This window comes from Oceanobacillus sp. FSL K6-0251, assembly GCF_038004725.1.
Taxonomy (GTDB): Bacteria; Bacillota; Bacilli; order Bacillales; family Amphibacillaceae; genus Oceanobacillus; species Oceanobacillus oncorhynchi.
The window spans coordinates 1,204,777-1,227,195 of record NZ_JBBORS010000001.1 but is presented as its reverse complement, the minus strand read 5'-3'; the positions used below and the strand labels follow the sequence as shown (position 1 = coordinate 1,227,195).

Genomic DNA, 22,419 nt, shown 5'->3' with positions numbered 1-22,419 from the left:
GTCGAATCTATATAATCGGAGGTGCTTAGTTATGACACAAGAATTAAACATAGAATTTGATTACAAAGGAATTGATGAATCGGGTAGACCAGAGCAGATTCTTAAAAATCTAAATCAAGTTGAGGACAAATCGAGAAATATTTATCTCGAAAGATTACAGACGTTTAATAAAGAGACTCTTGAACAGAACCCTGAACCATTTAGATTTTTAAGGAAAGATAATTGCTCTATAATTGCTACCATTCTTCCTTATGAATTTGATATGAGTCAAGCAATACAAACATACATATTATCAACACCTGGACACAGAGAAGAAAAAAGTATTATTTTAAAACAAACTGACCTGCAGGATTTAGATAGTTATCAATACTCGTTTCAATTTTTACGTGAAAAGATTTTAGTTGCTAATGGATTTGATAAATCTCAAATCATGTTCGAAATGAGAGACTATTATACTGATATAGAAAGAAATCACAGTTTAGTCAGCAAACAGTTTGACTTAAAAAACTATATTCACATACAAAATCTCACAAGATTAGCATTTGACTTAATTAAGAACGAAATCACTCAATTCAAAACTGTAAACGAAACAAAGCTAAGCTATTTTGCAAAAGATGCTTATAAATTCCCTTTCTCTTTACTGGATTTAAAACCGTTAATAGCATTGGTTGACGATGACGATTTTTCATACCAACTAGACCAAGCCATGGCTGCGTATCACCAAAATCTCTTTTTACCATGCGCTGCCACTCTAGGAGTCGTTTTAGAGACTCTTTGTATTAAAATACTTGAAGAAAACCTAGTAAAAAAAGTAAAGGCTGGTGATACACAATTAGGTGTCTTGAAAGAAAAATTACACCAAGAAGGTATAACTTCCAGACGCGATAACACTCGACTAGAGGTTGCATATAAAATGAGAAACATGGCTTCTCATGCTAGTCCTGGAGTTGCATTAAAGGAAGATTGTCACTTCATGCTCAATGTTATAAATACTATTGCATTTGAATATTTAAAGGAAAATTAATATTTTCCCTCTTCTTCCATCGTGTTTAGAAATTTGTCTAGCTTCCTCTCTATTCGGTCTAATTGATCTAATTGAAAGGAAGCTTCCAAGTTTTTAAAACAAGTATCACCTTCTTCATTTACTGTATAATACTGTACCCTCGAATTTTCCTCCATTTCATCACTCCTCCTAATAAAATCTTTCATCATATTTCAATTCACATGCATGACTTGCTCTTATCTTGATTTCTCCTGGCTCCAACAACTCGTAATTTGACGCCAGTCTGATAGAGTGTCTTAAATCCCTATCATCATTCAGCCAGACCTCACGCCCCTCGTATTTAATGGTCAAGCGGTCGCCTTCGATAAACTCAAACCCAAGTAAAATATATAACCCTGAATTCGTCTCTAATTCAAATTTGTTTGTTTTCGCGGTAAATCTTAGTGATATTTCCCACGGTGCATTATCTTGTCCGGTGATGGTGTGAGTGGCATTAGAAGTTGTTACGTTGATTGTTTTCTCTACTCCCACCTTATCTAATACAAGAAAATCAACAGTGCATCGAGAAAAAGAAACCACTTCATCGACATCTATGCCACCATCAAGTAAGGCTATATAACTTCGATTCATTTCATCGCTGAATTGCAACGGTTTTTCATTTTTAGTGATAAGCCATGTTCCAATTTCTTCTGCTTTTTTCAACAAATCTTCTTTGCTATTTCCATCGATCAATATCTCAACAGGGATGGTCACCGCTTCATTTTCAGTTTTCACAAGTCTTTTTCTACCATTAGGCATTACCTGTACCTCACGACTAAAAGGCGCCCAGTAAGGACGCCCTTTTGACAATACAGTTACATAATCTTTGGTTACACCATCGAAATATAATTTAGTCATCGGCGGCCTCCTTTCTTGGGATTATTTTTCCGTTTTTGACGCTCTGTAATTAGTGGCTCTAGGATTCGTGCAGTGTCTCTATCTTGAAACACCAGATTCAAGTCACGTCCGGTTTCCACTGCATCAGCAATACGCATGAGCAACGATATAACCTCTTTTCCTGTCTTGTCATCTGATTTATCAATGAATCCAAGTTCACGTCCAGTTCGCTCCCATATGCCACGCTGACTTAATCGCTTGGAAGGGTCATGACTAATAATTGATTCAGCCCAACCTCCCGATTCAATCCACGATAAGCGCTTTTCAATCGCATCTATCCAGTCATTGACTTTGGACGGTTTGTTATATTCCGCTGGGATGACAGCTTCTCCTTTGTGCAGATACGCCGGCCCATCTTCTGGTACGTAGTTTGTACCCTGTTTATATTTACGTCCGCCTCTTGGACCCCAGCCACGGCGACCATATGGCAAATCACGGCGCCAAGTCCGGTTGTTAAAGAAGGCTAATAATTGATCATAACCGGAATAAATATTCTCGTGTCCTCTAACCTTGTATGCGTTAAAGGTTTGCGGTATATATTGAAGCAATCCACGTGCTGGATTCCCTGCAGCAGTATTAACATCCCATACAGCAGATGATTGCACGATACGCTGATTACCACCAGATTCACGGTTAATTTGAGCTAAAATACCGTTTATTTCTGTAGGTGACACTGTTTCACCCATTTGTGCTGCTGCACGTTGGATTTGTGACCGCCAATTACCTGCAGCACCAACTAATCCCATACCGCCACTAACGCCTTCGGGACCACCCATATTGAGTTGCTCTTTTGCCCACTCAATCGCTTTGTCCTTGATGGTTTTAAAAGCACCTTTAGCAAGGTCAATCATAGCTCCAACGCCATCAGGCATTATCGCACCAACTTTTTCAAGGGCGATATCGACTAACTTGTCCGGGTTACTAACATAATCCCATACGTTCCCAGTCCATTCACCGATTTTCTTTCCTGCTGCAATTGTGGTGTCTTTTGCATAGTTATAACCCGTTGATATTTTGTCACTTGTCCAACTTATTCCGTCGCCCACTACATCTACAGCTTTACCAAAGGCATCACCAAGTGCATATTTAGGTACGTCCATCAATTCCTTGGTTTTATTTGCCGGAATAACGGCAGTTCCTTTTGGTAAATTAGGGTATAAGGTCGGTTTATCAGCACTTAAGAATGATTGTCCGTTTGGTAATATGGTCAACTCTCTTCCGGCATTGCTGCCTTTTCCATCTCCTAAAACTGCATGTCCACCGGGGTGCGAGCCAGTACCTTTTGCATACCAATTAAGGCTGTCAGCCGGAACCCATTTACCGACAATATCATCCATTCCTAATTTTCCAGCAACCCAGTTTACTGCTGAACCAACACCATTTACAGCTAAGGCAATTCCGTCAACCATTTTCCTGCCAATAGCTTTAAAACCCTCTTTAACCTTCCCTGCTCCTTCAACGATTTTTTTCTTCATTTCACCAGGCATGTCTTTGACTTTTTGGACCATATCTGAAATCCAGCTAGTCACATCATCATAAATATTTTTAAAGGTTGTGCCAACGCTAGATTTAAAATCATTAAACTTCGTAATCGCCCAGTTCACGCCGTCTTTTACAGGATTTATAATATTATCCTTGATTTTATTCCAGATTGAGCGTGCTGTGTCACGTATCGACCCAAAAATATTTGATGTTGTATCACGTATATTCCTAAAGCTATTTCGAACAAAATTGTAAATGTTCGTTATAATCGGCTTCAGTATACTTCCCCAAATGAAGTTCCAAATTCTCGAAAGCACGTTTTGGATTGCGGTTGTAATGGAACTTATCGTATTTTGCATTGCGGCAAAACGATTTTTAACAAAATCAACAATCCATTTTATAACAGTTGAAAAGATATTTTTTATATTAGTCCACATGGTAGATAGGGAACCGGCAAAGCTTTTAACGAACACTAATCCACCTTTGATGATTTTCCCAAAGAAGGATAACTGGATGAAATTCCAGATAAACTGTACGGCGCCAGATAGGACTTGTTTTATTCCCTCCCACATACCAGACCAGTCGCCAGTAAAGAGACTAGAAAATGTCTTGACTAATCCCATAATGACATCTAGTGCACCGTTTATGACGCCTTGGATGTTACCCCATATCATTTTTACGATTCCAAAAGCAACATTTAGCGCTGTACCAATTATTGTTTTGATATAAGGGAAAGCCCATTGGATTAAGCTAACAATGCCGTTCAGAATCGGTTGCACTACCGACCAGATTCCGGAAAATACATTTTGAAATGCTTGGAGAATTTGCGCTCCATTTGTATCCCAAAATGACTTGATTTCAGCAAATTTCCCTTTTATAAAAGTTACAATGTCACTGATAAGTTTTTCGACATCGCTTCGAAAAACTACAAGTTTAACTGCGATATCATCTAAGACAGCAATGGTTTTATCAGATATACCTAAGCTGCTTAATATGTCTCTTCCGCCTTGTCCATCGTCTTTGAATAAGCCTTTTATGCCATCGATAAAATTAGCTACATTATTTTTAAATATCGCCAGTTTTTCAGCAACACCATCCACTTTTTCGATGAATTTATCAGAGAAACCAAGACTCGCTAATATATCCCTTCCGGATTGTCCGTCGTCTTGAAACAGGCCTTTGATACCTTCAACAAATTCCTCGATGTTTCCAAAAGCGATCTTAACCGCATCTATAATTTCATTTACGCCATTACGAAAGTTTTCAGATTTTTTGTAAGCTAAAGTAAAGATGCTTGCCAGTGTAGTAATAATCCCAATAACTATACCAACAGGTCCAAGCAAGAATGAAAATCTACTAGCTAAGGTTTTGATGCCACCTCCAAGGAATTTAGCAATGCCGCCTGCGTCTTTAACTCTTGCAATAAACGGAGCGAATAAACCAATCAGATTACCAATCCAACCAGCAAACATTCCTAAAACCATTAAAACAGGTCCTATGGCTGCGGCCATTGCGCCGAGGATGACAATCCATTTTTGATTTTGTTCAGAGATGGAGCCAAACCAGTTTGAAAGTTTCTCGATAGCTTGTTCAACCTTAGGCATGATAGCTTCGGCAAAATCTAGCATGATCTTGCCTATCGGTTCCATAGCCACTTGCACACGATTTTTCATTTCCATTATGCGCTCGCCCATTGTCTTGGTACGCTCGTTCTCGCGATCAATGAGTCCGGCGTTTCCTTCCAATGTTTCTCCTAATTCTTCAAGGCTCGGAAGTGTGCCATTTCTGACTGCTGTGGTAATACGTTGCGCGCCTTGGGAACCAAAAGCTTCAGACGCAATGTTTAATGCTTCGGTCTCCGTTTCAGCATTTTGCATCTGGGTAATCACATTTCCAAATTCCTCGCGAACGTTCTTACCTTCATCTGCCCATTTACGAAAACCTTGGTTTAAACCAGGCATAACACGCGTTACTTGGATTCCATTAGCTTCAAGTCTGGACATAAACTCCGCTGACTCGCCCATAGAAAACCCTGCGTTATTCATTACAGGACCAAATTTCCCTAGATATCCAGTCAGTGAATCTAAACCAATACCGTAATCTTGTGTCATCCGAAATAAGTTTTCTAACTCTGCCACGCCATCTTCTGCGGGTATCTGGAACTGTTCTAACGCTTTAGAGAAAGCCATAGAGTTAGCCACACCGTCCTCGCCAAGCATCCTGCTGACATCTAATATATTGACGGTTAAATCCTCTAATACATCGCCTGTGGCGCCTGTAATGGTATTAATATTAGAAATAGCATTAGATACCTCATCTGCACTGTTAGGCACTTCTTTCATGGCGTTTTTTAGCGTGTCTTTGAGTCCTTCCAGCGCTTCACCGGTAGCGCCTGTGCCGACAATGATATTGTTGTAAGCCTTGTCCATATCATACGCTGCAGTAAATGCCACTCCGCCTAATGCCATCAATGGTAGAGTGACGCCTTTAAACATGGTTTTTCCTTTTTTCTTTAATCCATCTCCGAAATCGGTGAACTTTTGGCTCATGTTTTTTGTAGCGTCTTTCGTTTTTTTATCCAAATCATCCATTTCCGATTTCATTCCAGAAACGGAAGATTTAAAACCTTGATATGAGCCCTCAAACTTAGCTAGCAGCTCCCTAACAGTTGCCATTGCTCAACCTCCCTTCATTAAGTATTTTGTTGCTCTATTAATTCCTGTGGGTCAAAGTCCCACTCGTATGTCTTATTTGTTTCTTTTCTTTCCTTTTGTGGGTTCAACATCTTCTCAAATTCTTTTCTGTCGCGTTCAAACTGCGGGTTTTTCCCTTCTTGCTTTTGGGAGTAAACATTTGATAGATACTGGATATACATTTTCGCCCGCTCATGCTCTGCCTCTGATTCTTCTTTCTCGAGCGCCATATCCATAAATTTGAGTATTTCATCGACTGGACTATCGACAACTTCTTTTCTGCCGCCTAACGATTTTCCCAGTTTGAAAATAAATGCTTCGGCTATGCTTGTTTCTGTGCTGTCGCTTCTACTCGTTTCCTCATAAACTTCGTCGCTTTCTTGGTGGCGGCGAAAGACTTTTTTGCTCGTTCTACGATTTTTTCAATGTCGTTTACCTCAAGAACTGCATCATAAATATCAAATACATCCTCCACTTTTTGTTCCATCAGTGTTTTCTTTTCGAGACCCGATAGCGTTGCAAGCAACTCAAAACCTTCATCCGGGATATTAATTAATACAGCTTCAAAAGCTCCAGCTGCCCTAGCTATAACGTATGTTACAGACAGCTCCTCATCTTGATTCTCCGCTGCAAACATATCTGTAAATGTTTGTTTTAAAGCTTCATCCTCATTGATGATTCCGATAATGTTTTTAATTCCTTTTAAAGTCTTTTGAAACTGAAATACATTGATGGATTGAACCTCATGCTGAATTGTCTCCACTGTGTTATCTTGCTTGACTTTAATATTTACTTTCATTGTCTAAAACCTCCTGATATAAATAAAAGAAGAGCAGGGAATCCTACTCTTCTGTACCTGGTTCTTGGCTTGGCCAAGGAATGTCTATTGTGTTTCCATTTGATAATTCGAATGTGATGTTTGTTCCATCAGATGTAGCATCAACTACGCTGACACCATCTGTACCGTCTTCTCCGTCACTGCCAGGAGATCCATCACTTCCAGGCGCCCCATCTTGACCAGGTTCACCTTGGTCTCCTTTTGGACCTTTTAATGATGCAAGCCATTCTTCTTCCGTTCCTTCAAACCCATTAACTACAGCAATTTCATAAGCTGATTTCCCATCAACGCCGCCTTGTATTCGCACCGGTAATGGATTTTGAGTTGAGATAACAACAGGGTTATCATCCTCATCATAATACTGTGGTAATCCTACCTTTGCGCCATAGACTTCGGTATATAAAACTTCCTTGTCTGATTTTGGCATACTATTCCTCCTTAGATTTATCGCCACTCAACTAAAAAAACTAGCTAATGATGGTTGTTGAATGGCGTTTATTGGTTTGGGGTTTCACCGTCGTTTCCGCTGTCTTCTTCGGCGTTAGGGTCAACAGCACCGCGATAGAAAAAGTTACCTGGTTTAGATGCATTGAAACCGTCACGTGGCATAGCTGTAAGATTGATTGTGATGCTTCCTTGTTCTGCACCGTAATTTCTCTCGAATCCTTCAGTAGAAGCCGCCTTATAAATAACCCAATCTCTTTCTTTAATAGAATCAGGTAACTCACGAGGATGAATACGCACCCTTCTTCCTTTCGGACTAGAACCGATAGGAGCATCCATTGCCCCGGATTCTCCACCGTCTGTGTTCGTGATAGGTGTTGTTGAGGCGAGCGCAACATCTAAAATTTTGGCGTCTTCCTGTGCTGCTGTAACGGAAATTTGTACGTCCCACCCTGTTAATCGGTTGTCGATAGGCGTTTCCCCGAAATCAATTACGTTAATAGGCGTATATTGAGGTGTGATTGTCAACGTACCACCTTCGGCTTGCAAATAATTTTCCCCATCAAAAGCCACTTGGTCTTCACCTTCGCCGATTATGATATCAGCTGGTCCAAACATGTATTCTTTATTGTCTGCCATTTATAATTCCTCCTTATTTTCAACTAACGTCACATCAAAATTGACGCTGTAATCCATCTTGTCGTTTGCCACTCCTAACGGCAGTGGCTCCGACGCTGCTTTCACTAAAAAAACGCGATAGCTTTTTGTCGCTACCACGTTTTCATCTTTCATAAATTCAACTGTTATAGGCTCATTAAATATTTTGTGTAATGTGTCATGTACTATCTGAGCCGCATACTTTGCAAAGTCCCAGTCAGATGATGATATATAAACCATATAGCGTGGATGTCTGATTGGTACGTCATAAATGCCAGGAGACCCGCCACCTTCATAATAAACGGTGCCTGTATTGTCATCAGCTGTCTTATAATCTACCGTCCACTCTAAGTCGGGAAGTACATTCTGTAACTTCTGCATTAAATGATATTGAATCAATTACTCCCCTCCCAACGTTTTTTCTAAGGCTTTTGCCATGATTTTCTCGAAATCGTCCTCCGTGATAGCGACGGCTCTTTCAAGATACTTTCTTCCAGGTTGTTCACCGCGCCATGAAGGTTTTTGGAGTGTTCGTAGCCCTTTTCCATCAGTGTAGTATTTAACTACCATCAATCCGTTATCATATTTATCACCGAATCCGGAACCATAAGGTTTTTCGTGTTGACGCAATGCATAAGCAAGATTGGAGCCACCTTCTGAAACAACTTTGTCCCCTTGGATGGTAGGCGGCTTGAACTGGATTGATTCTTCTAAATCACCAGAATCTCTAGGAGCAAGTGCTTTCGCTCCTTCTTCTGCCAGCATAATATATTCCTTCATGGCATCTAATAGATTCTTTTCCATCTGCTTGTCCATCTTGCCGAGTTCATCGCTAAATTCTTTGAACCCTTCCCATACGACTTGCACTTCATCTTTAGCCATCGCAATACACCGTCCTGTAGTAGACTTTGGTGCCCGACAGGTTAATAGCTTCATATTTCGAGATAAGCGTTCCAGTGGTGGTATTTCCGCCGTTGTCGGTGTATTTGTATCCGGCTCCTACTTCTGGATTGAATGACGTCGGTAAATCAACTTCGACGGAAGTACGCCTTTCCTCGCCTTTAGCATCTTTAACGATATTCGCTTTGAATTGCACTCGGGCTTTAGATTCTTTTGGTTCGGTTTTCGTTTTTCCGTATCTGTCCTTTATCGGATTCCCTTCACTGTCGTAGACCGGATAATCGAACCACACCTTTTGTCGCATTGGTGGCTTCATATTAATCTACCTACCTTCGCGCTTTTGGTTCTCGGTTCCCCTAAGATAGCGATGACAGAGGATGCGATTTCTCCACCTTCAAAAGTTACAGAGACTCCCTTCACAGAGTACGATTTAATGCCGTGTCGCTTGAGTTTGGCATACTCTTCATCTTCACCCTCAACAGAATATAAAACTTGCAGAGCGACTGCTCTATCAGTTATATCCGTATCCTTGTAGTGGTCTTTGAGTAATTCATGCGATGAAAAGATGATTTTATCCTGTTCGGCATCTTCTAAATCAAGCAAGGTATCACTACCTGGCATCTTCTTGAGATACGCTTTAATAGATTCAGTTGTAATCATGTGATCACTTCGTTTCTTTTTGTTCTTCTTTCTTTGCAGCTGTTTTAGAAGCAGCCCTTTTCACCTCAGTCACTTTATCACCAAGAAAATCAGCTTGTTTTGCAGTTAATTCAAGTTCCTCCCCTGGTTTAACAATTTTTCCTTTATGAGATAAATAAGCTTGTGCTGTATACTTCGGCATGGTGTGCCCTCCTTTTTGTAAATAAAAAGAGCGCCTGTACTAGACGCTCAATGTTACGATTGCTTTTTTGCGTTTCAATGCCGGGAATGCAGTTTCACCAACTCTAACTGATTGTTCTGGCGGATTCTTTTTAATTTCTGTGTCAGCAAATTTACCTGGCATATAGTTATTTTCTTCTGTTGGACCAATCATTGTTTTACCTAAATCAGTTCCCAATAAAACAACCTTGTTATCATCCAGTAATTGTTTTTCCTCATCATCAACAAGGACGACATCATCATTAATTTGGTAAGGTGGTAATCCCAAAGCGCTAAACACATTTTGGATATCCGATTTAGTTAGCAAACGTTTCCCGTTATCCGTTCCGTAAATTTGCGTGCGGATTTGTTCGTTATTCAGTAGTAAAGCTTCTGTAGCGCTGGTCATGTGCATAACAACAGGTTTTTGCTTTTGATTGCTTTTCTTATATTGTTCTACCGCAGCCTGAATGTCAGTTAGTGGAGTTGCTCCTTCATTACTCCATTGAGTAGTAGCAGTAATCTTATTTTCATTGGGGATCTTGAAATCAATATTTAAATGAACGTTATTTTTATTATCGTTATAGATAAGTTGTCCGTTATAAATAACTTGCGCGCGAAGGTATTCTTTAATATCTTCTACACCTTGCACTAGCTCATCAGTAGAAGTATAAATCCCCTCAATGACAGCATTGGCTTCTTGTTCTGCACGCGGGCGATTATATTGTAATAGCTGTGTTTCGTCTAAACGGAAACCATGTTGTAATTTTGCTACTTGACCAAAAGCGCGCTCTTGTTCTGCTGTGTCACGTAAAGGAGCACTTGCGTTCCATCCAGTGATAGATGCAGCTTGTGCGTATCTCCCGTTAATTACGTTATAAGCAAATTGGGTGTCATAAACAGGTTCTTCCGGCATGAAACTAGCAAGTAAATATTCTCTAGCAGGGGGTACGTTCTGAACGTATCCGGTTAATTGTGGTTGTTGAAATTCATTTAAATGTAATGGCATGTATTATTCCTCCTTCATTTACTTACGCATCAAAGCGTAAGTATCCTTTTACTTCTGCTTTAAATCCTTCTGTTACTCCTGTGCATTTGCCTTCTAATGGGTGTCCTGCTACAAGTATTCCGGAAATTGGTTTAGTACCTTTAACAAATTTAATATCATGAGATATCAAACCAGCACCTTCACGCGCCTCTGCATTTCCATCTTCATCTGTAGATGGGTCTTTCCATGGTACGTAAAAACCTTCTTCCCCAATATAGGTGGCAGTACCAGCTTTGATATAACCGTTTTCTGCTATTTCTTCGAATGCATCTGCGTCCAATGTCGCACCACCTGTTTTATATTCCGTTCCAACGTTGTTACGTAAAAATTCTTTTTGACCAAAAATCTTTTGGTAGGTTGGTTGTAAATTCATTTATTCTTCCTCCTTCTTATGTCGTTCTAATGCTTTTTGGCGCCCTGCAACATAAGGGTCAACTTCTTTGGGATTATTCGTTTTTTGAGTAGAGCCTGGTTTGAAATTAGAATTAGATGGCGGTGCTCCTTCTTCACTGGAAAAGAGATAGCTATCGCTTTCTTTCAGACCTTCCAGTTGCTCTGATAATCCTTTAATTTTGCCATCTTCATCAAGTTTGATTACCTCTGTGTCAAGCAATGCCCGAACAGCAACAGGGTTTCTTGCTTGAGCAGTCATAAGCTCCCTGTCCAATTCATAATTAAACTTCTGTTCTTTCAATTGCTTCTCATAAGATTCTTTGGCTTGCGTATTAGCTTCTTTAAGTGAATCAATAGTAGCTTGTAATTCTTCGTTGCCTTGAGCCTTACCTCGTAAATCTTCAAGTTGCGTATCACGTTCGGACAGTTGTTCTTTTAACGAATCTCGTTCTGACTGTGCACTGGTCAGCTCGTCCTTCGTTTGATTTACTGTCTTTCCATGTTCAGCCATGATTTTATCGATTGCTTCATCTTCTAACCCAATTTCTTTTAAAAATTCTCTATTCATCTTTCATTCCTCCTACATTTGATAACGTGGTATTGTCCACGATGGATTAGCACAATAACGCTGTGCGAGCGAATGATTGAATATGCACCTTGCTTATAGAAGGGTAGTAACACATACCACTTATCAATGAATGCTGTGTGACCTATCCATAAGGCTTACAGGAATGCATAATAAAAAGCCTTTTAATGACATGCTTAGGTCAATCTTCTGTTTCGATTACTTCATATTCATCTTTCAATATGACGTCATCATCAGATATGGAAGCAATTAATTCTCTGGTTTCTTTGTCAACGATGTTAATTATTTTAGACATGTTTTCACCTCACAATAAAAGCACCTAATGCTTGTCGGATAGTGCATGTTACTCCACTTCTAAATAAACTAAAGAATCAACTGGAGAACTGAATAATACTGCACCGTTTTTATCAGATAAAATGTATACTCCATCTTCAACTTTGACGTCAGTTACTTCTGTTACTTTTCTTTCAGTTTTCCAATCCCCGTCTGCTACTATTACTGAGTAGTTCACTTAACCACCTCCACCAATCTGTTGGGAAATACTGCGATACTCTGACTGCAATTCTTGAAATTTAACAGTGTCCTGTCTTTTCATACTCCTAAATGCACCTAAATTTTTGGGTGCATCATCGCCCATAACACCTTTCCAACGAGCGTACTGTTTCTTTTCCTCATTGGCACGCCTTCTAGCTTCTTGTTCCTTCTCGTAAGCTTTCTTCTGTTCCTCGGTGCGTGGGTCTTCTCCCTCTTCATATTCATCATTTCTTGCTATTGCTTGTTCTACTTCTTTACTACTTTTAAAGTCGATAGCATAAGGGGAAATTGTCCCTCTACAATTCGGATGATAAGGTGGGAGTTCTATTTCATCTATCGTCGGAAAACCTTCTGTCTCGCCAGTTAGACTAACTACTAATCTGTTGTGGTTAGCACAAACCGCACAGGAATCATCATTCTCAATGATTTGCACTAAATCCTGTTCATTCTCTTTATACCTTTGGACATTCCCTTGTACGGAAGCGTGGCGCATTTTAGATCGTGTCACTGTCATTGCATAAAAGTCCAGTGGGAGCTTTTTACCATCAGAAGTTATAAAAGCAGTCAATCCCTCTGCCTCAAACGACTTTGCCACATGTTGCTGAATAACCTTTCTTGGCTCACCTGTAATCAATCCTTTAGCAATATCACCTTGAACACTTTCCGTCGCATTTGTAACGGTAGAAATAGCACTCGCTTTAGCTGTTCTAATCGCTGCTTGCATGTCAATCAGTGTGTCATCCATTATTTCCTCGACTGCATTTTGGTGGATAACTCTACTAATCGGTTTGGGTTTGCTACCAATATCCTTCAATGCTTTTGTCGCTTCATCCACACCACCGAAATAATGATTTAAAACAGCCTCTGGCAAGACTTCATCTACTTGCAAACTGTATTGGTCTAATATGTGTCCAATCTCGCCTAGTAGCTTTTCTGCGCCTTTTTCTTTGGTTAGGTCAGCGATGGCAATTCTCCCAAGGATATTGGTGCTGATTTCACGAACATACTTTAAGAGTTGTTCTTCGTTCATTTTTCATCACATCCAGTATCCTTTAATACCGTTTCGGCGTAGGGATTACTTGCTCTATATCAGTCCTATATTCCACGGTTATTGTCAGTCTTGCCGTTCCATCTTCGCGGTAGTAATTCTTATCAATGCCAACACTTTCAACACCAATAATGTTCTCCGTTACGCTATCCAGCGCTTTTCTTGCTTGGGTAACTGTTTCGTGTTTATCATTCATCATCTTGTCCTCCATCATCGCCAACCTCCTTATTTGCTTTTATTTCCTTTCTTCCGATTAGTAGTCCGAGAAACAGCACGCAGATTCTTGCTTCCATTACCTCCACCTTTTGACAATGGCTTTATGTGATCCACTTCTCTTTTATCGCCGGGTTTTAATCCCGCCTTAAGTCTCGCTTGGTTACGCATAGAACGATTTTTGCGCTGTTCTGGCTTACCATGATAGTCGCGATACTCCTTTTTATAATCGCGTTTCTTCGTCGCCATCACCGTCTCCTCCTAATCTATTATCAAAGAAATTGTTCAACGTCTGCCTACCACGTAATAAAGAGGTGGTATCATCTGGTGTAGATTCCTCTTGAATTCTTGCTATCTCTTCCTGTATCCACTCTTCCGATGCATGAGGATTATTCCTTCTGACAGTCACTTCAAGCGATTGTGCGCCATTTGTGTAAGCCATATTATTCTCTTCGATTAGTTCCTTGCGAGAAATCGGAATCATAGCTTTCAGCTGTATCTCTGGCTGTTCGATAAGGATATTCGGGTCGTTCTCGTGCGCCAACCACAATGCTGATTCAAGCAGTTGCTTTAGAAAATAAATATATTCTTTTTGAAGTTGCTCAGCTTTAAGCAACGATGTAAATAAATCATAAAACTTTGCTACTCCAGATTGCGCAGAAGTCGAACCTCCATCCATGTAAAAGTCAACCGCTTTCTCTGATGTCTTGGTTTCCATCAGCATAAGTTTCATTAAGTCTTTAACCCATGAGATATCGCCTATCTTAGTAATATCAATCTGGATAATTTCCATGGCTTTTCCCTGTTCATTGAATGCTGTGATTTCTAAGTCTCTATGGTCAATTCGTGAAGCATCGCCATATCGTTCTCTTGCTCTTTCTTCCAATGCGTTCAGAATCTCTTGAGACACAGCGATTCTAGGCTTTCCGTTCCTTTCAAAGGTCAGCGCATTCCGTGTCAAAGTCCAGTTAATTTCATCTTGCTTGCCTTCCTGGTTCTTCAAGCAACTAACACCCATTGGATTCATAAACGTTTTCTCATTTGGCCAATACACAATAAAAAACCTTTCACGATTAGGGTAAAAGGTTTCTAACTCTTTCATATTCAATAATTTCTTTGTTTCTTCATCACTCAATGCCGTTGTCTTGCCAGTTTGATTCTGACTAAAAAGCATATGCGTTGCTCTCAGTCCACCTTTTTCTAGTCGCTCTCGATACACCTGTAAATAATCTTCATCATTAATCTCAACGGTATACGCAAGGTCTACACCCATTCCATCGGGATGGGGATAATAAACGTCTCTAGCCTTGAATTCTAGTCGTAATCCTCTGTCATCCAGCCAAGGTACACCAACCAGTCCACCGTCTACCTGCTGCTGCACGATATTTCCCCAATGTTCAAATTCAAGATGCGAATTAGATTCAATATCCCGGATAGCTTCTTGCTGCGTTGTAAGATTATCATAATTCTCGTCCTCTGCCCTGGTGTTGTCTTCTGAATCATAATCCTTTGACGACAAAGAAGTCTGTATATTCCCGATAGAACGACTTACAAGCATGGCAGGGATTTCCGGTATTAGCTTTGATACATTGGCTACAATGTAAGGTGTCTGTACGTTCTGACTTTCCTTTGTTCCGTATATAATTTCATCTACAATCTCGCCTTTTTCAATTAATCTCTTGGCACGAGAAAATAATTGCGAGTGATTACCTTCGTATAAATCACGATAGGAATGTACTTTTCCATGCGTTTTCGTTATTGTTTCCTCGTTAAACTCTTTCCAGTTTATTGTCATTGAACCCCTCCTTTACCATGCGCTAGCACCACTGATTCCTGCCTTTGGTGCAAATACAATTGTATTTATGAAGTATCTGTCGCCATCCATATGGTGATCATTTTCTTTAATTGGTTTATCTTCTCCACGTTTAGCTGCCTTTTCATCCCAAATATAAGAAGAAAACTCTCTGAACGTTTCTTCGCAGCAATCATTGTATTTAATCAATTCATCATTTAATGCAGTAGATACATTACGAATACCATCCAACACATCATTTTTCGCTTTAATAACATAGAATCTATTATTTTTCAGCAATGCGATAAATGATGCTGCAGACGGGTCAACAATAACCCCATTTAACCGAATGCCTTTCACAAAGTCCTGCAAGTCCTCTAAATATTCTTGGTCTGTCTTTTGTTTTGACTGTTCTCGACCACTGTAATGGTATTCCTTGACCTTATACCATGTATCACGATAAAAACCCCACAATCCAAAGGTTGTCGGGTTCTGCGTGCCATAGTCAATAGACACATAATATTTTGAGTATCGCCTTTGTTCTGGTGGAACAACATGTTTGTCTTTACTAAACATGTCATAGATAACGCCTTCTGCTAGCACCCACAGACCTAAAATGAAACGCTGATAAAATATACCGCTATACATTCTCCTGTATCTTTCTTTAATCTTTTCGGATAGAGAAAGATTATCATCCATTGTGAAATGGAGATGCAGCATGTTCTTTTCTTCTAAGTTATCCAGGTACTCTGTTTTGAACCAATGGTGTGGGCCTTCCGGATTGCAGTTGAACCACAGTTTTGACCCGTCCACAGAACAACGTGCAGTAGCTTGGTTGACGAATGATTCAGGCATTAAAGCTACTTCATCAAAAAACATACCGGCTAGTGTAATCCCTTGAATGAGGTCTTGAGAACCTTCATCTTTACCACCAAATACATAGAAATAATTAGTTGTACCGTTTTTAGTTACTTCTAACATGTTATCGGCACGGTGATCTTTTACTTTATATTTACGGGATCGCAGCATCCTTTTTAACGGCTTAACTACATTACGGCGAAAAGAACCGATTGTTTTACCAGCCATTCCGAGGTTTTCGTCTTCAAAAGTTTCCATCGCCCACATAACATAGGACAATGACATTACAACCGTCTTACCAGCACGAACAGAACCATCGCAAATAATTCCGTCTTTATCTTTATGCGGAGAATCTTCTGTCCACCAATTAAGGACCTTCAACTGCTTTTTAGAGAATGGTTTGAATTTGAACAGCGCCGGCTTTTTACTCATCGTCATCATCCCATATGCTTGTTGTTGATTTTATCGCATCCATGAATCCGTCATCTTCATATTCGGTGCCATCTTCGCCTTTTATTTTAGCTGTTTCGGCTTTTGCTTTATCGATAGCAACCTGCATTTTCTCAACTTCTAACAAACGGTAGTCATCTGCATGAGCCATTTCAATGAATTGTTTTAACATACTTCTTAACTCGCCCATGGCACGACTTTGCGATTTTAAAAAATTCGCCTGTTTATCCCAAGCGAATTGTATTTCGTATTCAGTTGATTCGAATCCGTCACCGCTGGCAGTTTTTTTTACTTCTTCTGTAGTATCGTATCTATCTTGAACAAACATAATCTGTTGCGCTCTCATGATAGAAGCAAACTGCATTTTGATATTCATCCATAGGATTTCTATGGGTGAGATAGAATCCATGCTATTAACTATTTCCAGTGTTTCTTCTGGTAAATACTTTGCAAACAATCCATGCGTTACAGCATTGCTATTTCCCTTCGGTGCTGCGCCGCCTTTGTTTCCCAGCGCATTTTTACTGCCTTTTGGCGCACCTCGTTTTTTTGTGTGCACACTTTCTTTTTCGGGTGCACCCTTATTTCTAATCCAACCATGACGTTGTTTCCAAGACTTGACCGTGTTTAAAGATACGCCATGCTTTTCTGCAATTTCTTTGTATTTCATGCCTTTTATATAATCTTTCTCGGCAAGCTTATGTTTTTCTGCCACTACATCATCACCCACCCCCGTTTGTAATTAAGTTTGTTTTGGACATAAGAAAAAGCACCCAGAAGGATGCTTTGAAAATTTTATTATTTATTTGGATTTCTTTACTAATTCACCAATAGTCTTGTCTTTGTCTTTCTCTGGTAAAGAATCGAAAAATGATTTATGCTTTTCATAACTCGCTTTTGCTTCTTTGCTAATCATCATTTTCCTGTTAATTAATGAAAAGTTTATAGATATTATACTTTCCCAAACAGATAAAACATAATTACTCTTCATAATATCCTCATCGCTTTTTAGTCTTTCCAATCTCTCATAAGCAGAAGTTGGGACTTCCATTCCCTCTTTTTCGTACTCTTTAATTACTTTTTCCTCTCTGACAATATTTTCCCCTCGTTCTGCGTTATAATTCTTAAGGCGTTCAGTTACGACGTTTATCAGTGAATCAATTAAAAACTGTTCATCTATGGAAACTTCATCTACTAGATATCTTATTCTTTCTTCCAAGTAGTCAAGTGTCCACTCTTCAACCTCGTATTTCATTTCTGCTCCAATTGTCATCCCGATCCAAGCTACAATATCATTAATTGTATGCTTCTTATCAGGCGTTTCTTCATCCCATTGTTTTAGTGAGTCCAAAAACTCTTTAGTCCAGCTCATATTATCCCCTCCTAATTATTTCATTCGCCAAAAGGAGACAATATTCCTGCTTATTACATAATATTTTTAGTGCTTAATCTGTATAGACCTTACGGTCTTTATATATAATTACAAATCTTAATTAGTGCTCTATCTAAAAAACCTCTTCTAACAATGCGGACTTCGTATGACAAATCGTATGACAAGCCATTATGAAGCTACCGCCAGAACCTTTTCTTTCGCCCGTTTGATATACATCTGAACAGAACTTTTTTTAATACCTAAACGGTCGGCTATCTTCTGCATTGAAAGCTGTTCGGCTTCATACATGATGTAACACTGTCTTTCACGATCGGAAAAATTACGGAATAATTTCAACAACTGATATCGCTGCTCTTGACTCATATACAAAGGCTCTCGCTCAATTTGCTCTGTAATATCCGGAATGATTTCCATTTCATCATACTGCATCGTTCGATAAGCATTTTTTCTGTCAACACCACGATATAAATCAGGCTGCCGTCCTTTTTCCATCCAATCAATGGAATATGTCATGCTGCCAATCATGCTATTAATCTGCTTTTTATCCTCTGATAATTCTGGTTCAAAATGCTTTAATTCTCTACGGCCCTCTTTATATTCACCCAGTAATTCATCCGCCCAATTCTCAATCTGTTCGCTTGTCATCATCATTACCGACTCCCCTCAAATAAAAAAGGACAGACTGGATTCCCTCAAATCCAAATCTGCCCTGATTGTTTCAGTAGCTTGTTATTTAATTAAAATTTGTATATCCTTGAACCTTCCACACAACTAGATATTTAAAGAAACCTACTTTTTGAATTGTTACTAATTCAACACTCGGATTTTCATACTCCGCCCTTTCTCTCGCTGACCTTTCAGCATCAAGTATAAATTCTGGTAAATTTCTTTTAAAAATACACGGGAAAATAGTATAAACGTGTCTAAATCCTAAGTCTTTGATAGTTTTCGCCCTCCTATTTCATCGTATAACTAACCTTTTTGGCGTGAATCTTCCCATTCTGCCATGTGATGCTTGTTTCCCCAAAACCACTATCAGGCTTAGGAATCCGTTGCACTTCCCCATTTTTAACTACAATTACTGCATCTTCCCTCAGATTGATTTCTACTTTGCTTGTTTCCACACAATCACCCTTGTTCCTTAGTTTTGACTGACACAGTTGACTCAAATTCTCCTACTACTTTGCAAATACGAATGTCGTTAGCTTTGATATTAGTGTTTTCGATAATTTCTCGGCACCTTGTTTCTGCTTTTGTGAAATTATCGAACTCATCTCCAGTTGCCCACTCTGGTTCGATTAAATTCCCACCTTCTCTTTGCCATATAGTTCTTGTCTGAATAAAGTACTTACTCATATAACCCCTCCTTACCAAATAAATGTCACACACGTTGCAGCAATTGCTATGCAACAAACCATCGCGCTGTTTTGTTTAGTGGATTTATCCTCCTTTGAATCAACCATCTTATTGACCATCATCATAATAATCATTATTAATACTATTTGAAATACTATTATCACTTCGTCACCCCTTCGCTTTTAACTGGTGGATTACGAATCAAATCCGAATCACTTTCTATTGCCTTTAACTCGTATTTCCCTATTCTCATATAGAATTTAGCTTGGTTTAGAAGAGTGTCTATATAATCCAACGGAACACCCCTCTTAGTCTGAATAACATCCACATTAACCACAAACCAGTCATATGGGATGCTTTTTCTTCCTCCTTGGGTTTGCCCCTCCCACCACTCAATAAACTTGTCTATCGGCATTACATAAGCTTCTTGGTGCTTTTCGAAATAGATGATGAAGAATGATATGCCGCCTTGGTCTTGGTGCTTAGTTAGATAATCCACTTGATGCTGCTCAACATTTGATAAAGGGAATCGTGTGCGCTCTTTGGTATTCTTGGCATCGAATGCGATTGATCGCCCATGACTAACTCCTACAAAGTCCACAGTGCCTTTCTTTTGTGGGAATGCCCTGGCTACTCTGCCGTTCTTCTTGTTGTAGCTAACACTCCATGGCGTAGGTACTTTATCAATAAGAGCGATACCCTTGTTTTTATAAATTTTATTGGAATACTCAATCATGTTTTCTAACGCCATTCCTCGCTTGCCTTGATTCACTTAACCACCTCTTTTACATAAACAGCCTCATACCAGCTAAAATTGTGCTGCATAGGCTTCACACAGATAAACCCCTCATCTTCCTTGTTCCTGCACATTTCCAGACATTTGACTTTGTCGACGTGTTTAACAATGCTAATTGCTCTCAATATCAATCACTCCTCGCTGAGTAATCTACCTTCCTTGCACTTAACGTCTATATAATTCCACAGGACAGTATAAAAACTGCAATCCTCTAGCTTTCTACCATCGCTAGTATGAAAGATTCCAAGGCGCCGAAGCCCTTTGATAAGTTCTGATTTGCGTTGCTGTACTTCGATGTCGCTCATGTCAACCCTCCATATCATCCTCATATTTCATAATTAATTTATCTAGCATGTGCAATGCCCCTCTTGCTAAATCTGTACCTAATCTCCCTTCTTTTGCTTTGCATAATATTATCTGTCTTTCGTCTTTTAAATCTTGTATAATTTTATCGTAACTAATCATGCTTTATCTCCTCCTGTACACTTAACCCCAGTCGAACCATATCCATTCACTCCACGATCTGATTCAGAAAGCTTGTCCACTTCTTCAAATTCTGTTCTAGCTACTGGAGCAAGTATCCCTTGTGCTATTCGGTCACCTTTATGAATAATATAAGTACCTGGCAGGATATCTTCTCCTCCATGCGTATCTGAAAATCCACCATCTATAGAGTTATAATATCCAATTCCACGTACATAAATTTTCTCTTCTGTATTATCCACTATCACTCCAACCTCACCACGATAATTGGAATCAATCGTGCCAAGTTGCACTCTCAATTTTGTTTTCAAAGTAATGCCGGATCGTGGTCTTACCTGTATTTCAAAACCATCCGGAATATCAAACGCCAACCCTGTTTTGATTAATTTAGTTTCTCCTGTTTCGATAACCACATCTTCCACAGCAACTAAATCAAATCCTGAATCGCCTTGTTGTGCGTATTTAGGTAATACCGCATCTGGATGCATCTTTTTGATTTTCATTGATTGACCTCCTTATTTTCCCGTAATAGATTCGACTGTTGACTACCTTCTCCAAATTTCTTTACCTTTTTCCATTCCTTTCTTGTAGCCGTGTTGCATACCGTTAGTGAATCCTACAAACCCTCCAAGAACAACTCCTAACAGATAAATCCATGTATGAAATTCCATCCTCATCCCCCCTATTTAAAAATCACATAATCATAATCCCTTACCTTGCTGTGATACGTTTTTACAACAATCAATACATCCTCATCGTGCGTTTTCTTGGTGGTTTCTTTGACATAGATTTTGCGCATCAATCAACCTCCTTGTCTAAATCGAATATTATCAACTTATCTCCGCCGTCCCTCTTAGCATTTGCCGGAGACATATAAAAAGTGAAGGTTCTTTTATTAATTCCTAGCTTTTGTATGATGTTCTCCCTAGTGTCGATGAATAAAAACTCTTCACCTTTATAAACTGCGTATTCAGGTGGTTTATCTATCTCAATCACATTGAACCCCTCATCATTACCGGCGATAGCTTTTCTTTTCCAGTAATAGAACCTGCTTTTCGTTATACCTAATTTATTAATAATTTGTGGCGCAGTACCCTCTGCAATCAGATCCGTTCCGTCATATGCTTCGTAGTGTTTCATAACTTACCACCAACTTTGCTCCGGAGCCTGCACTACTTTTCTTTCAAGATCCTTATCAAAACACTTATCACATAAGCTACTGCTATTGTTCCGTACTTCGTTTACTTTGCAATCAATGCATTTTTTCATGTAGATTCTCCTCTCAATGCTCGGCGTGCTTTCCCTCCGTTATCGTGATAAATCGGAGGTTCATATTCAAAATCTTCAATGCTGTCGCCGTGATTATTTGCATCCGCATAAAACTCCAAAGTCTTTTTATAGCGCAGGTTTTCTTTCTCCAGCTCCTTTACTCGTTCATATTGTTTTTGATACTGCATATATGCGTTTGCAAGGCTGTTATCTGTACGTTCAATTTCTTCTTCCAATTCCTGTGCCTTGTTTTCAAGATTCCTCGTATATTCCAATAAATCCGGAACAAACTTCGTATAGCCTTCCGACCATAATTGTTCATATTCTTTTATCCGTTCATCCATCACGATTCCTCCTTCGATTAATCCCTCGAACATTTATAAAGTTAG

The 22,419-nt window shown here is 39.4% G+C and carries 33 protein-coding genes; 1 reads left to right on the top strand and 32 read right to left on the bottom strand.

What is annotated here, in order from left to right; translation table 11 throughout:
- Positions 1–31: 31 nt before the first annotated feature.
- Positions 32–1,024, top strand: coding sequence for a hypothetical protein (locus MKY45_RS06320; RefSeq protein WP_341172707.1), 993 nt, complete (start codon positions 32–34; stop codon positions 1,022–1,024).
- Here MKY45_RS06320 and MKY45_RS06315 read toward each other — a convergent pair.
- The 32 genes from MKY45_RS06315 to MKY45_RS06160 all read right to left on the bottom strand — a co-directional run bounded on the left by MKY45_RS06315 (position 1,021) and on the right by MKY45_RS06160 (position 22,374).
- A complete protein-coding gene (locus tag MKY45_RS06315) occupies positions 1,021–1,179 on the bottom strand; it encodes a hypothetical protein (RefSeq protein WP_341172706.1) in 159 nt (52 codons plus the stop codon). The genes MKY45_RS06320 and MKY45_RS06315 overlap by 4 nt on opposite strands.
- Positions 1,180–1,192: 13 nt before the next feature.
- Positions 1,193–1,900: a distal tail protein Dit gene (locus MKY45_RS06310; protein ID WP_341172705.1), complete on the bottom strand. Its 708-nt coding sequence runs from the start codon at positions 1,898–1,900 to the stop codon at positions 1,193–1,195.
- Positions 1,897–6,096 carry a phage tail tape measure protein gene (locus tag MKY45_RS06305; RefSeq protein ID WP_341172704.1) on the bottom strand — a complete coding sequence of 1,400 codons (4,200 nt, stop codon included), beginning with the start codon at positions 6,094–6,096 and terminating at the stop codon, positions 1,897–1,899. Before MKY45_RS06305 ends, MKY45_RS06310 begins: the two co-directional genes overlap by 4 nt.
- 17 nt (positions 6,097–6,113) lie before the next feature.
- Positions 6,114–6,350, bottom strand: a complete 237-nt coding sequence (locus tag MKY45_RS06300) for a hypothetical protein (protein ID WP_341172703.1) — start codon at positions 6,348–6,350, stop codon at positions 6,114–6,116.
- Positions 6,351–6,436: 86 nt separating this feature from the next.
- On the bottom strand, positions 6,437–6,913 hold the full coding sequence (locus tag MKY45_RS06295) for a hypothetical protein (RefSeq protein ID WP_042530363.1): 477 nt from the start codon (positions 6,911–6,913) through the stop codon (positions 6,437–6,439).
- Positions 6,914–6,956: 43 nt separating this feature from the next.
- A complete protein-coding gene (locus MKY45_RS06290) occupies positions 6,957–7,379 on the bottom strand; it encodes a collagen-like triple helix repeat-containing protein (protein ID WP_341172702.1) in 423 nt (140 codons plus the stop codon).
- A 68-nt stretch (positions 7,380–7,447) separates the two neighbouring features.
- A complete protein-coding gene (locus MKY45_RS06285; RefSeq protein ID WP_341172701.1) occupies positions 7,448–8,035 on the bottom strand; it encodes a hypothetical protein in 588 nt (195 codons plus the stop codon).
- The gene (locus tag MKY45_RS06280) at positions 8,036–8,452 is read right to left on the bottom strand and encodes a hypothetical protein (RefSeq protein WP_341172700.1); all 417 of its coding nucleotides are present in this window, start codon (positions 8,450–8,452) and stop codon (positions 8,036–8,038) included.
- Positions 8,453–8,935: an HK97 gp10 family phage protein gene (locus tag MKY45_RS06275; protein ID WP_341172699.1), complete on the bottom strand. Its 483-nt coding sequence runs from the start codon at positions 8,933–8,935 to the stop codon at positions 8,453–8,455.
- Complete coding sequence (locus MKY45_RS06270; RefSeq protein WP_341172698.1) at positions 8,928–9,269, bottom strand: hypothetical protein; 342 nt, start codon at positions 9,267–9,269, stop codon at positions 8,928–8,930. Before MKY45_RS06270 ends, MKY45_RS06275 begins: the two co-directional genes overlap by 8 nt.
- Entirely contained in the window at positions 9,266–9,613 is a 348-nt protein-coding gene (locus tag MKY45_RS06265) for a hypothetical protein (protein ID WP_341172697.1), read from the bottom strand. Before MKY45_RS06265 ends, MKY45_RS06270 begins: the two co-directional genes overlap by 4 nt.
- A 4-nt stretch (positions 9,614–9,617) precedes the next feature.
- The gene (locus tag MKY45_RS06260) at positions 9,618–9,794 is read right to left on the bottom strand and encodes a DUF7210 family protein (protein ID WP_341172696.1); all 177 of its coding nucleotides are present in this window, start codon (positions 9,792–9,794) and stop codon (positions 9,618–9,620) included.
- A gap of 39 nt (positions 9,795–9,833) precedes the next feature.
- Positions 9,834–10,820: a major capsid protein gene (locus tag MKY45_RS06255; RefSeq protein WP_341172695.1), complete on the bottom strand. Its 987-nt coding sequence runs from the start codon at positions 10,818–10,820 to the stop codon at positions 9,834–9,836.
- Between the two features lie 22 nt (positions 10,821–10,842).
- Positions 10,843–11,232, bottom strand: coding sequence for a hypothetical protein (locus MKY45_RS06250; RefSeq protein WP_341172694.1), 390 nt, complete (start codon positions 11,230–11,232; stop codon positions 10,843–10,845).
- Positions 11,233–11,820: a phage scaffolding protein gene (locus MKY45_RS06245; RefSeq protein ID WP_341172693.1), complete on the bottom strand. Its 588-nt coding sequence runs from the start codon at positions 11,818–11,820 to the stop codon at positions 11,233–11,235. It abuts the gene before it with no gap.
- Positions 11,821–12,181: 361 nt separating this feature from the next.
- Positions 12,182–12,349: a hypothetical protein gene (locus tag MKY45_RS06240; protein ID WP_175297013.1), complete on the bottom strand. Its 168-nt coding sequence runs from the start codon at positions 12,347–12,349 to the stop codon at positions 12,182–12,184.
- On the bottom strand, positions 12,350–13,402 hold the full coding sequence (locus MKY45_RS06235) for a phage minor capsid protein (RefSeq protein ID WP_341172692.1): 1,053 nt from the start codon (positions 13,400–13,402) through the stop codon (positions 12,350–12,352).
- Positions 13,403–13,424: 22 nt separating this feature from the next.
- Positions 13,425–13,634 carry a hypothetical protein gene (locus MKY45_RS06230; protein WP_341172691.1) on the bottom strand — a complete coding sequence of 70 codons (210 nt, stop codon included), beginning with the start codon at positions 13,632–13,634 and terminating at the stop codon, positions 13,425–13,427.
- Between the two features lie 11 nt (positions 13,635–13,645).
- Positions 13,646–13,882 carry an HNH endonuclease signature motif containing protein gene (locus MKY45_RS06225; protein WP_341172690.1) on the bottom strand — a complete coding sequence of 79 codons (237 nt, stop codon included), beginning with the start codon at positions 13,880–13,882 and terminating at the stop codon, positions 13,646–13,648.
- Positions 13,857–15,428: a hypothetical protein gene (locus MKY45_RS06220; protein ID WP_341172689.1), complete on the bottom strand. Its 1,572-nt coding sequence runs from the start codon at positions 15,426–15,428 to the stop codon at positions 13,857–13,859. The genes MKY45_RS06225 and MKY45_RS06220 overlap by 26 nt, the downstream gene beginning before the upstream one ends.
- Before the next feature lie 12 nt (positions 15,429–15,440).
- Positions 15,441–16,715, bottom strand: a complete 1,275-nt coding sequence (locus MKY45_RS06215; RefSeq protein WP_341172688.1) for a PBSX family phage terminase large subunit — start codon at positions 16,713–16,715, stop codon at positions 15,441–15,443.
- On the bottom strand, positions 16,708–17,448 hold the full coding sequence (terS, locus tag MKY45_RS06210; protein WP_341172687.1) for a phage terminase small subunit: 741 nt from the start codon (positions 17,446–17,448) through the stop codon (positions 16,708–16,710). Before terS ends, MKY45_RS06215 begins: the two co-directional genes overlap by 8 nt.
- A gap of 87 nt (positions 17,449–17,535) precedes the next feature.
- Positions 17,536–18,105, bottom strand: coding sequence for a hypothetical protein (locus tag MKY45_RS06205; protein ID WP_341172686.1), 570 nt, complete (start codon positions 18,103–18,105; stop codon positions 17,536–17,538).
- A 189-nt stretch (positions 18,106–18,294) separates the two neighbouring features.
- Positions 18,295–18,777 carry a sigma factor-like helix-turn-helix DNA-binding protein gene (locus MKY45_RS06200; protein WP_341172685.1) on the bottom strand — a complete coding sequence of 161 codons (483 nt, stop codon included), beginning with the start codon at positions 18,775–18,777 and terminating at the stop codon, positions 18,295–18,297.
- Between the two features lie 305 nt (positions 18,778–19,082).
- Positions 19,083–19,250, bottom strand: a complete 168-nt coding sequence (locus tag MKY45_RS06195; protein WP_341172684.1) for a DUF3954 domain-containing protein — start codon at positions 19,248–19,250, stop codon at positions 19,083–19,085.
- Between the two features lie 4 nt (positions 19,251–19,254).
- Positions 19,255–19,482: a hypothetical protein gene (locus MKY45_RS06190; protein ID WP_341172683.1), complete on the bottom strand. Its 228-nt coding sequence runs from the start codon at positions 19,480–19,482 to the stop codon at positions 19,255–19,257.
- Between the two features lie 160 nt (positions 19,483–19,642).
- Positions 19,643–20,254, bottom strand: a complete 612-nt coding sequence (recU, locus tag MKY45_RS06185; protein ID WP_341172682.1) for a Holliday junction resolvase RecU — start codon at positions 20,252–20,254, stop codon at positions 19,643–19,645.
- 330 nt (positions 20,255–20,584) lie between these two features.
- Positions 20,585–20,743, bottom strand: coding sequence for a hypothetical protein (locus MKY45_RS06180; RefSeq protein WP_341172681.1), 159 nt, complete (start codon positions 20,741–20,743; stop codon positions 20,585–20,587).
- Positions 20,740–21,264, bottom strand: a complete 525-nt coding sequence (locus MKY45_RS06175; RefSeq protein WP_341172680.1) for a dUTP diphosphatase — start codon at positions 21,262–21,264, stop codon at positions 20,740–20,742. The genes MKY45_RS06180 and MKY45_RS06175 overlap by 4 nt, the downstream gene beginning before the upstream one ends.
- Positions 21,265–21,306: 42 nt before the next feature.
- Positions 21,307–21,432: a hypothetical protein gene (locus tag MKY45_RS06170; protein WP_341172679.1), complete on the bottom strand. Its 126-nt coding sequence runs from the start codon at positions 21,430–21,432 to the stop codon at positions 21,307–21,309.
- A gap of 127 nt (positions 21,433–21,559) precedes the next feature.
- A complete protein-coding gene (locus MKY45_RS06165) occupies positions 21,560–21,901 on the bottom strand; it encodes a hypothetical protein (RefSeq protein WP_341172678.1) in 342 nt (113 codons plus the stop codon).
- Between the two features lie 125 nt (positions 21,902–22,026).
- Positions 22,027–22,374, bottom strand: coding sequence for a hypothetical protein (locus MKY45_RS06160; protein ID WP_341172677.1), 348 nt, complete (start codon positions 22,372–22,374; stop codon positions 22,027–22,029).
- Positions 22,375–22,419: the final 45 nt, after the last annotated feature.

Coding starts and splice junctions, on each gene's coding strand:
- MKY45_RS06170 (WP_341172679.1), bottom strand. CDS start 21,432: ATGGAATTTCATACATGGATTTATCTGTTAGGAGTTGTTCTTGGAGGG.
- MKY45_RS06190 (WP_341172683.1), bottom strand. CDS start 19,482: ATGAGTAAGTACTTTATTCAGACAAGAACTATATGGCAAAGAGAAGGT.
- MKY45_RS06230 (WP_341172691.1), bottom strand. CDS start 13,634: ATGATGGAGGACAAGATGATGAATGATAAACACGAAACAGTTACCCAA.
- MKY45_RS06300 (WP_341172703.1), bottom strand. CDS start 6,350: ATGGATATGGCGCTCGAGAAAGAAGAATCAGAGGCAGAGCATGAGCGG.
- MKY45_RS06315 (WP_341172706.1), bottom strand. CDS start 1,179: ATGGAGGAAAATTCGAGGGTACAGTATTATACAGTAAATGAAGAAGGT.
- MKY45_RS06205 (WP_341172686.1), bottom strand. CDS start 18,105: ATGAGCTGGACTAAAGAGTTTTTGGACTCACTAAAACAATGGGATGAA.
- MKY45_RS06220 (WP_341172689.1), bottom strand. CDS start 15,428: ATGACAATAAACTGGAAAGAGTTTAACGAGGAAACAATAACGAAAACG.
- MKY45_RS06310 (WP_341172705.1), bottom strand. CDS start 1,900: ATGACTAAATTATATTTCGATGGTGTAACCAAAGATTATGTAACTGTA.
- MKY45_RS06165 (WP_341172678.1), bottom strand. CDS start 21,901: ATGAAACACTACGAAGCATATGACGGAACGGATCTGATTGCAGAGGGT.
- MKY45_RS06225 (WP_341172690.1), bottom strand. CDS start 13,882: ATGGCGACGAAGAAACGCGATTATAAAAAGGAGTATCGCGACTATCAT.
- MKY45_RS06290 (WP_341172702.1), bottom strand. CDS start 7,379: ATGCCAAAATCAGACAAGGAAGTTTTATATACCGAAGTCTATGGCGCA.
- MKY45_RS06270 (WP_341172698.1), bottom strand. CDS start 9,269: ATGAAGCCACCAATGCGACAAAAGGTGTGGTTCGATTATCCGGTCTAC.
- MKY45_RS06180 (WP_341172681.1), bottom strand. CDS start 20,743: ATGATTAGTTACGATAAAATTATACAAGATTTAAAAGACGAAAGACAG.
- MKY45_RS06200 (WP_341172685.1), bottom strand. CDS start 18,777: ATGATGATGACAAGCGAACAGATTGAGAATTGGGCGGATGAATTACTG.
- MKY45_RS06275 (WP_341172699.1), bottom strand. CDS start 8,935: ATGGCTAAAGATGAAGTGCAAGTCGTATGGGAAGGGTTCAAAGAATTT.
- MKY45_RS06235 (WP_341172692.1), bottom strand. CDS start 13,402: ATGAACGAAGAACAACTCTTAAAGTATGTTCGTGAAATCAGCACCAAT.
- MKY45_RS06260 (WP_341172696.1), bottom strand. CDS start 9,794: ATGCCGAAGTATACAGCACAAGCTTATTTATCTCATAAAGGAAAAATT.
- MKY45_RS06320 (WP_341172707.1), top strand. CDS start 32: ATGACACAAGAATTAAACATAGAATTTGATTACAAAGGAATTGATGAA.
- MKY45_RS06250 (WP_341172694.1), bottom strand. CDS start 11,232: ATGAATTTACAACCAACCTACCAAAAGATTTTTGGTCAAAAAGAATTT.
- MKY45_RS06305 (WP_341172704.1), bottom strand. CDS start 6,096: ATGGCAACTGTTAGGGAGCTGCTAGCTAAGTTTGAGGGCTCATATCAA.
- MKY45_RS06215 (WP_341172688.1), bottom strand. CDS start 16,715: ATGAGTAAAAAGCCGGCGCTGTTCAAATTCAAACCATTCTCTAAAAAG.
- MKY45_RS06175 (WP_341172680.1), bottom strand. CDS start 21,264: ATGAAAATCAAAAAGATGCATCCAGATGCGGTATTACCTAAATACGCA.
- MKY45_RS06285 (WP_341172701.1), bottom strand. CDS start 8,035: ATGGCAGACAATAAAGAATACATGTTTGGACCAGCTGATATCATAATC.
- MKY45_RS06160 (WP_341172677.1), bottom strand. CDS start 22,374: ATGGATGAACGGATAAAAGAATATGAACAATTATGGTCGGAAGGCTAT.
- MKY45_RS06295 (WP_042530363.1), bottom strand. CDS start 6,913: ATGAAAGTAAATATTAAAGTCAAGCAAGATAACACAGTGGAGACAATT.
- MKY45_RS06245 (WP_341172693.1), bottom strand. CDS start 11,820: ATGAATAGAGAATTTTTAAAAGAAATTGGGTTAGAAGATGAAGCAATC.
- MKY45_RS06265 (WP_341172697.1), bottom strand. CDS start 9,613: ATGATTACAACTGAATCTATTAAAGCGTATCTCAAGAAGATGCCAGGT.
- MKY45_RS06255 (WP_341172695.1), bottom strand. CDS start 10,820: ATGCCATTACATTTAAATGAATTTCAACAACCACAATTAACCGGATAC.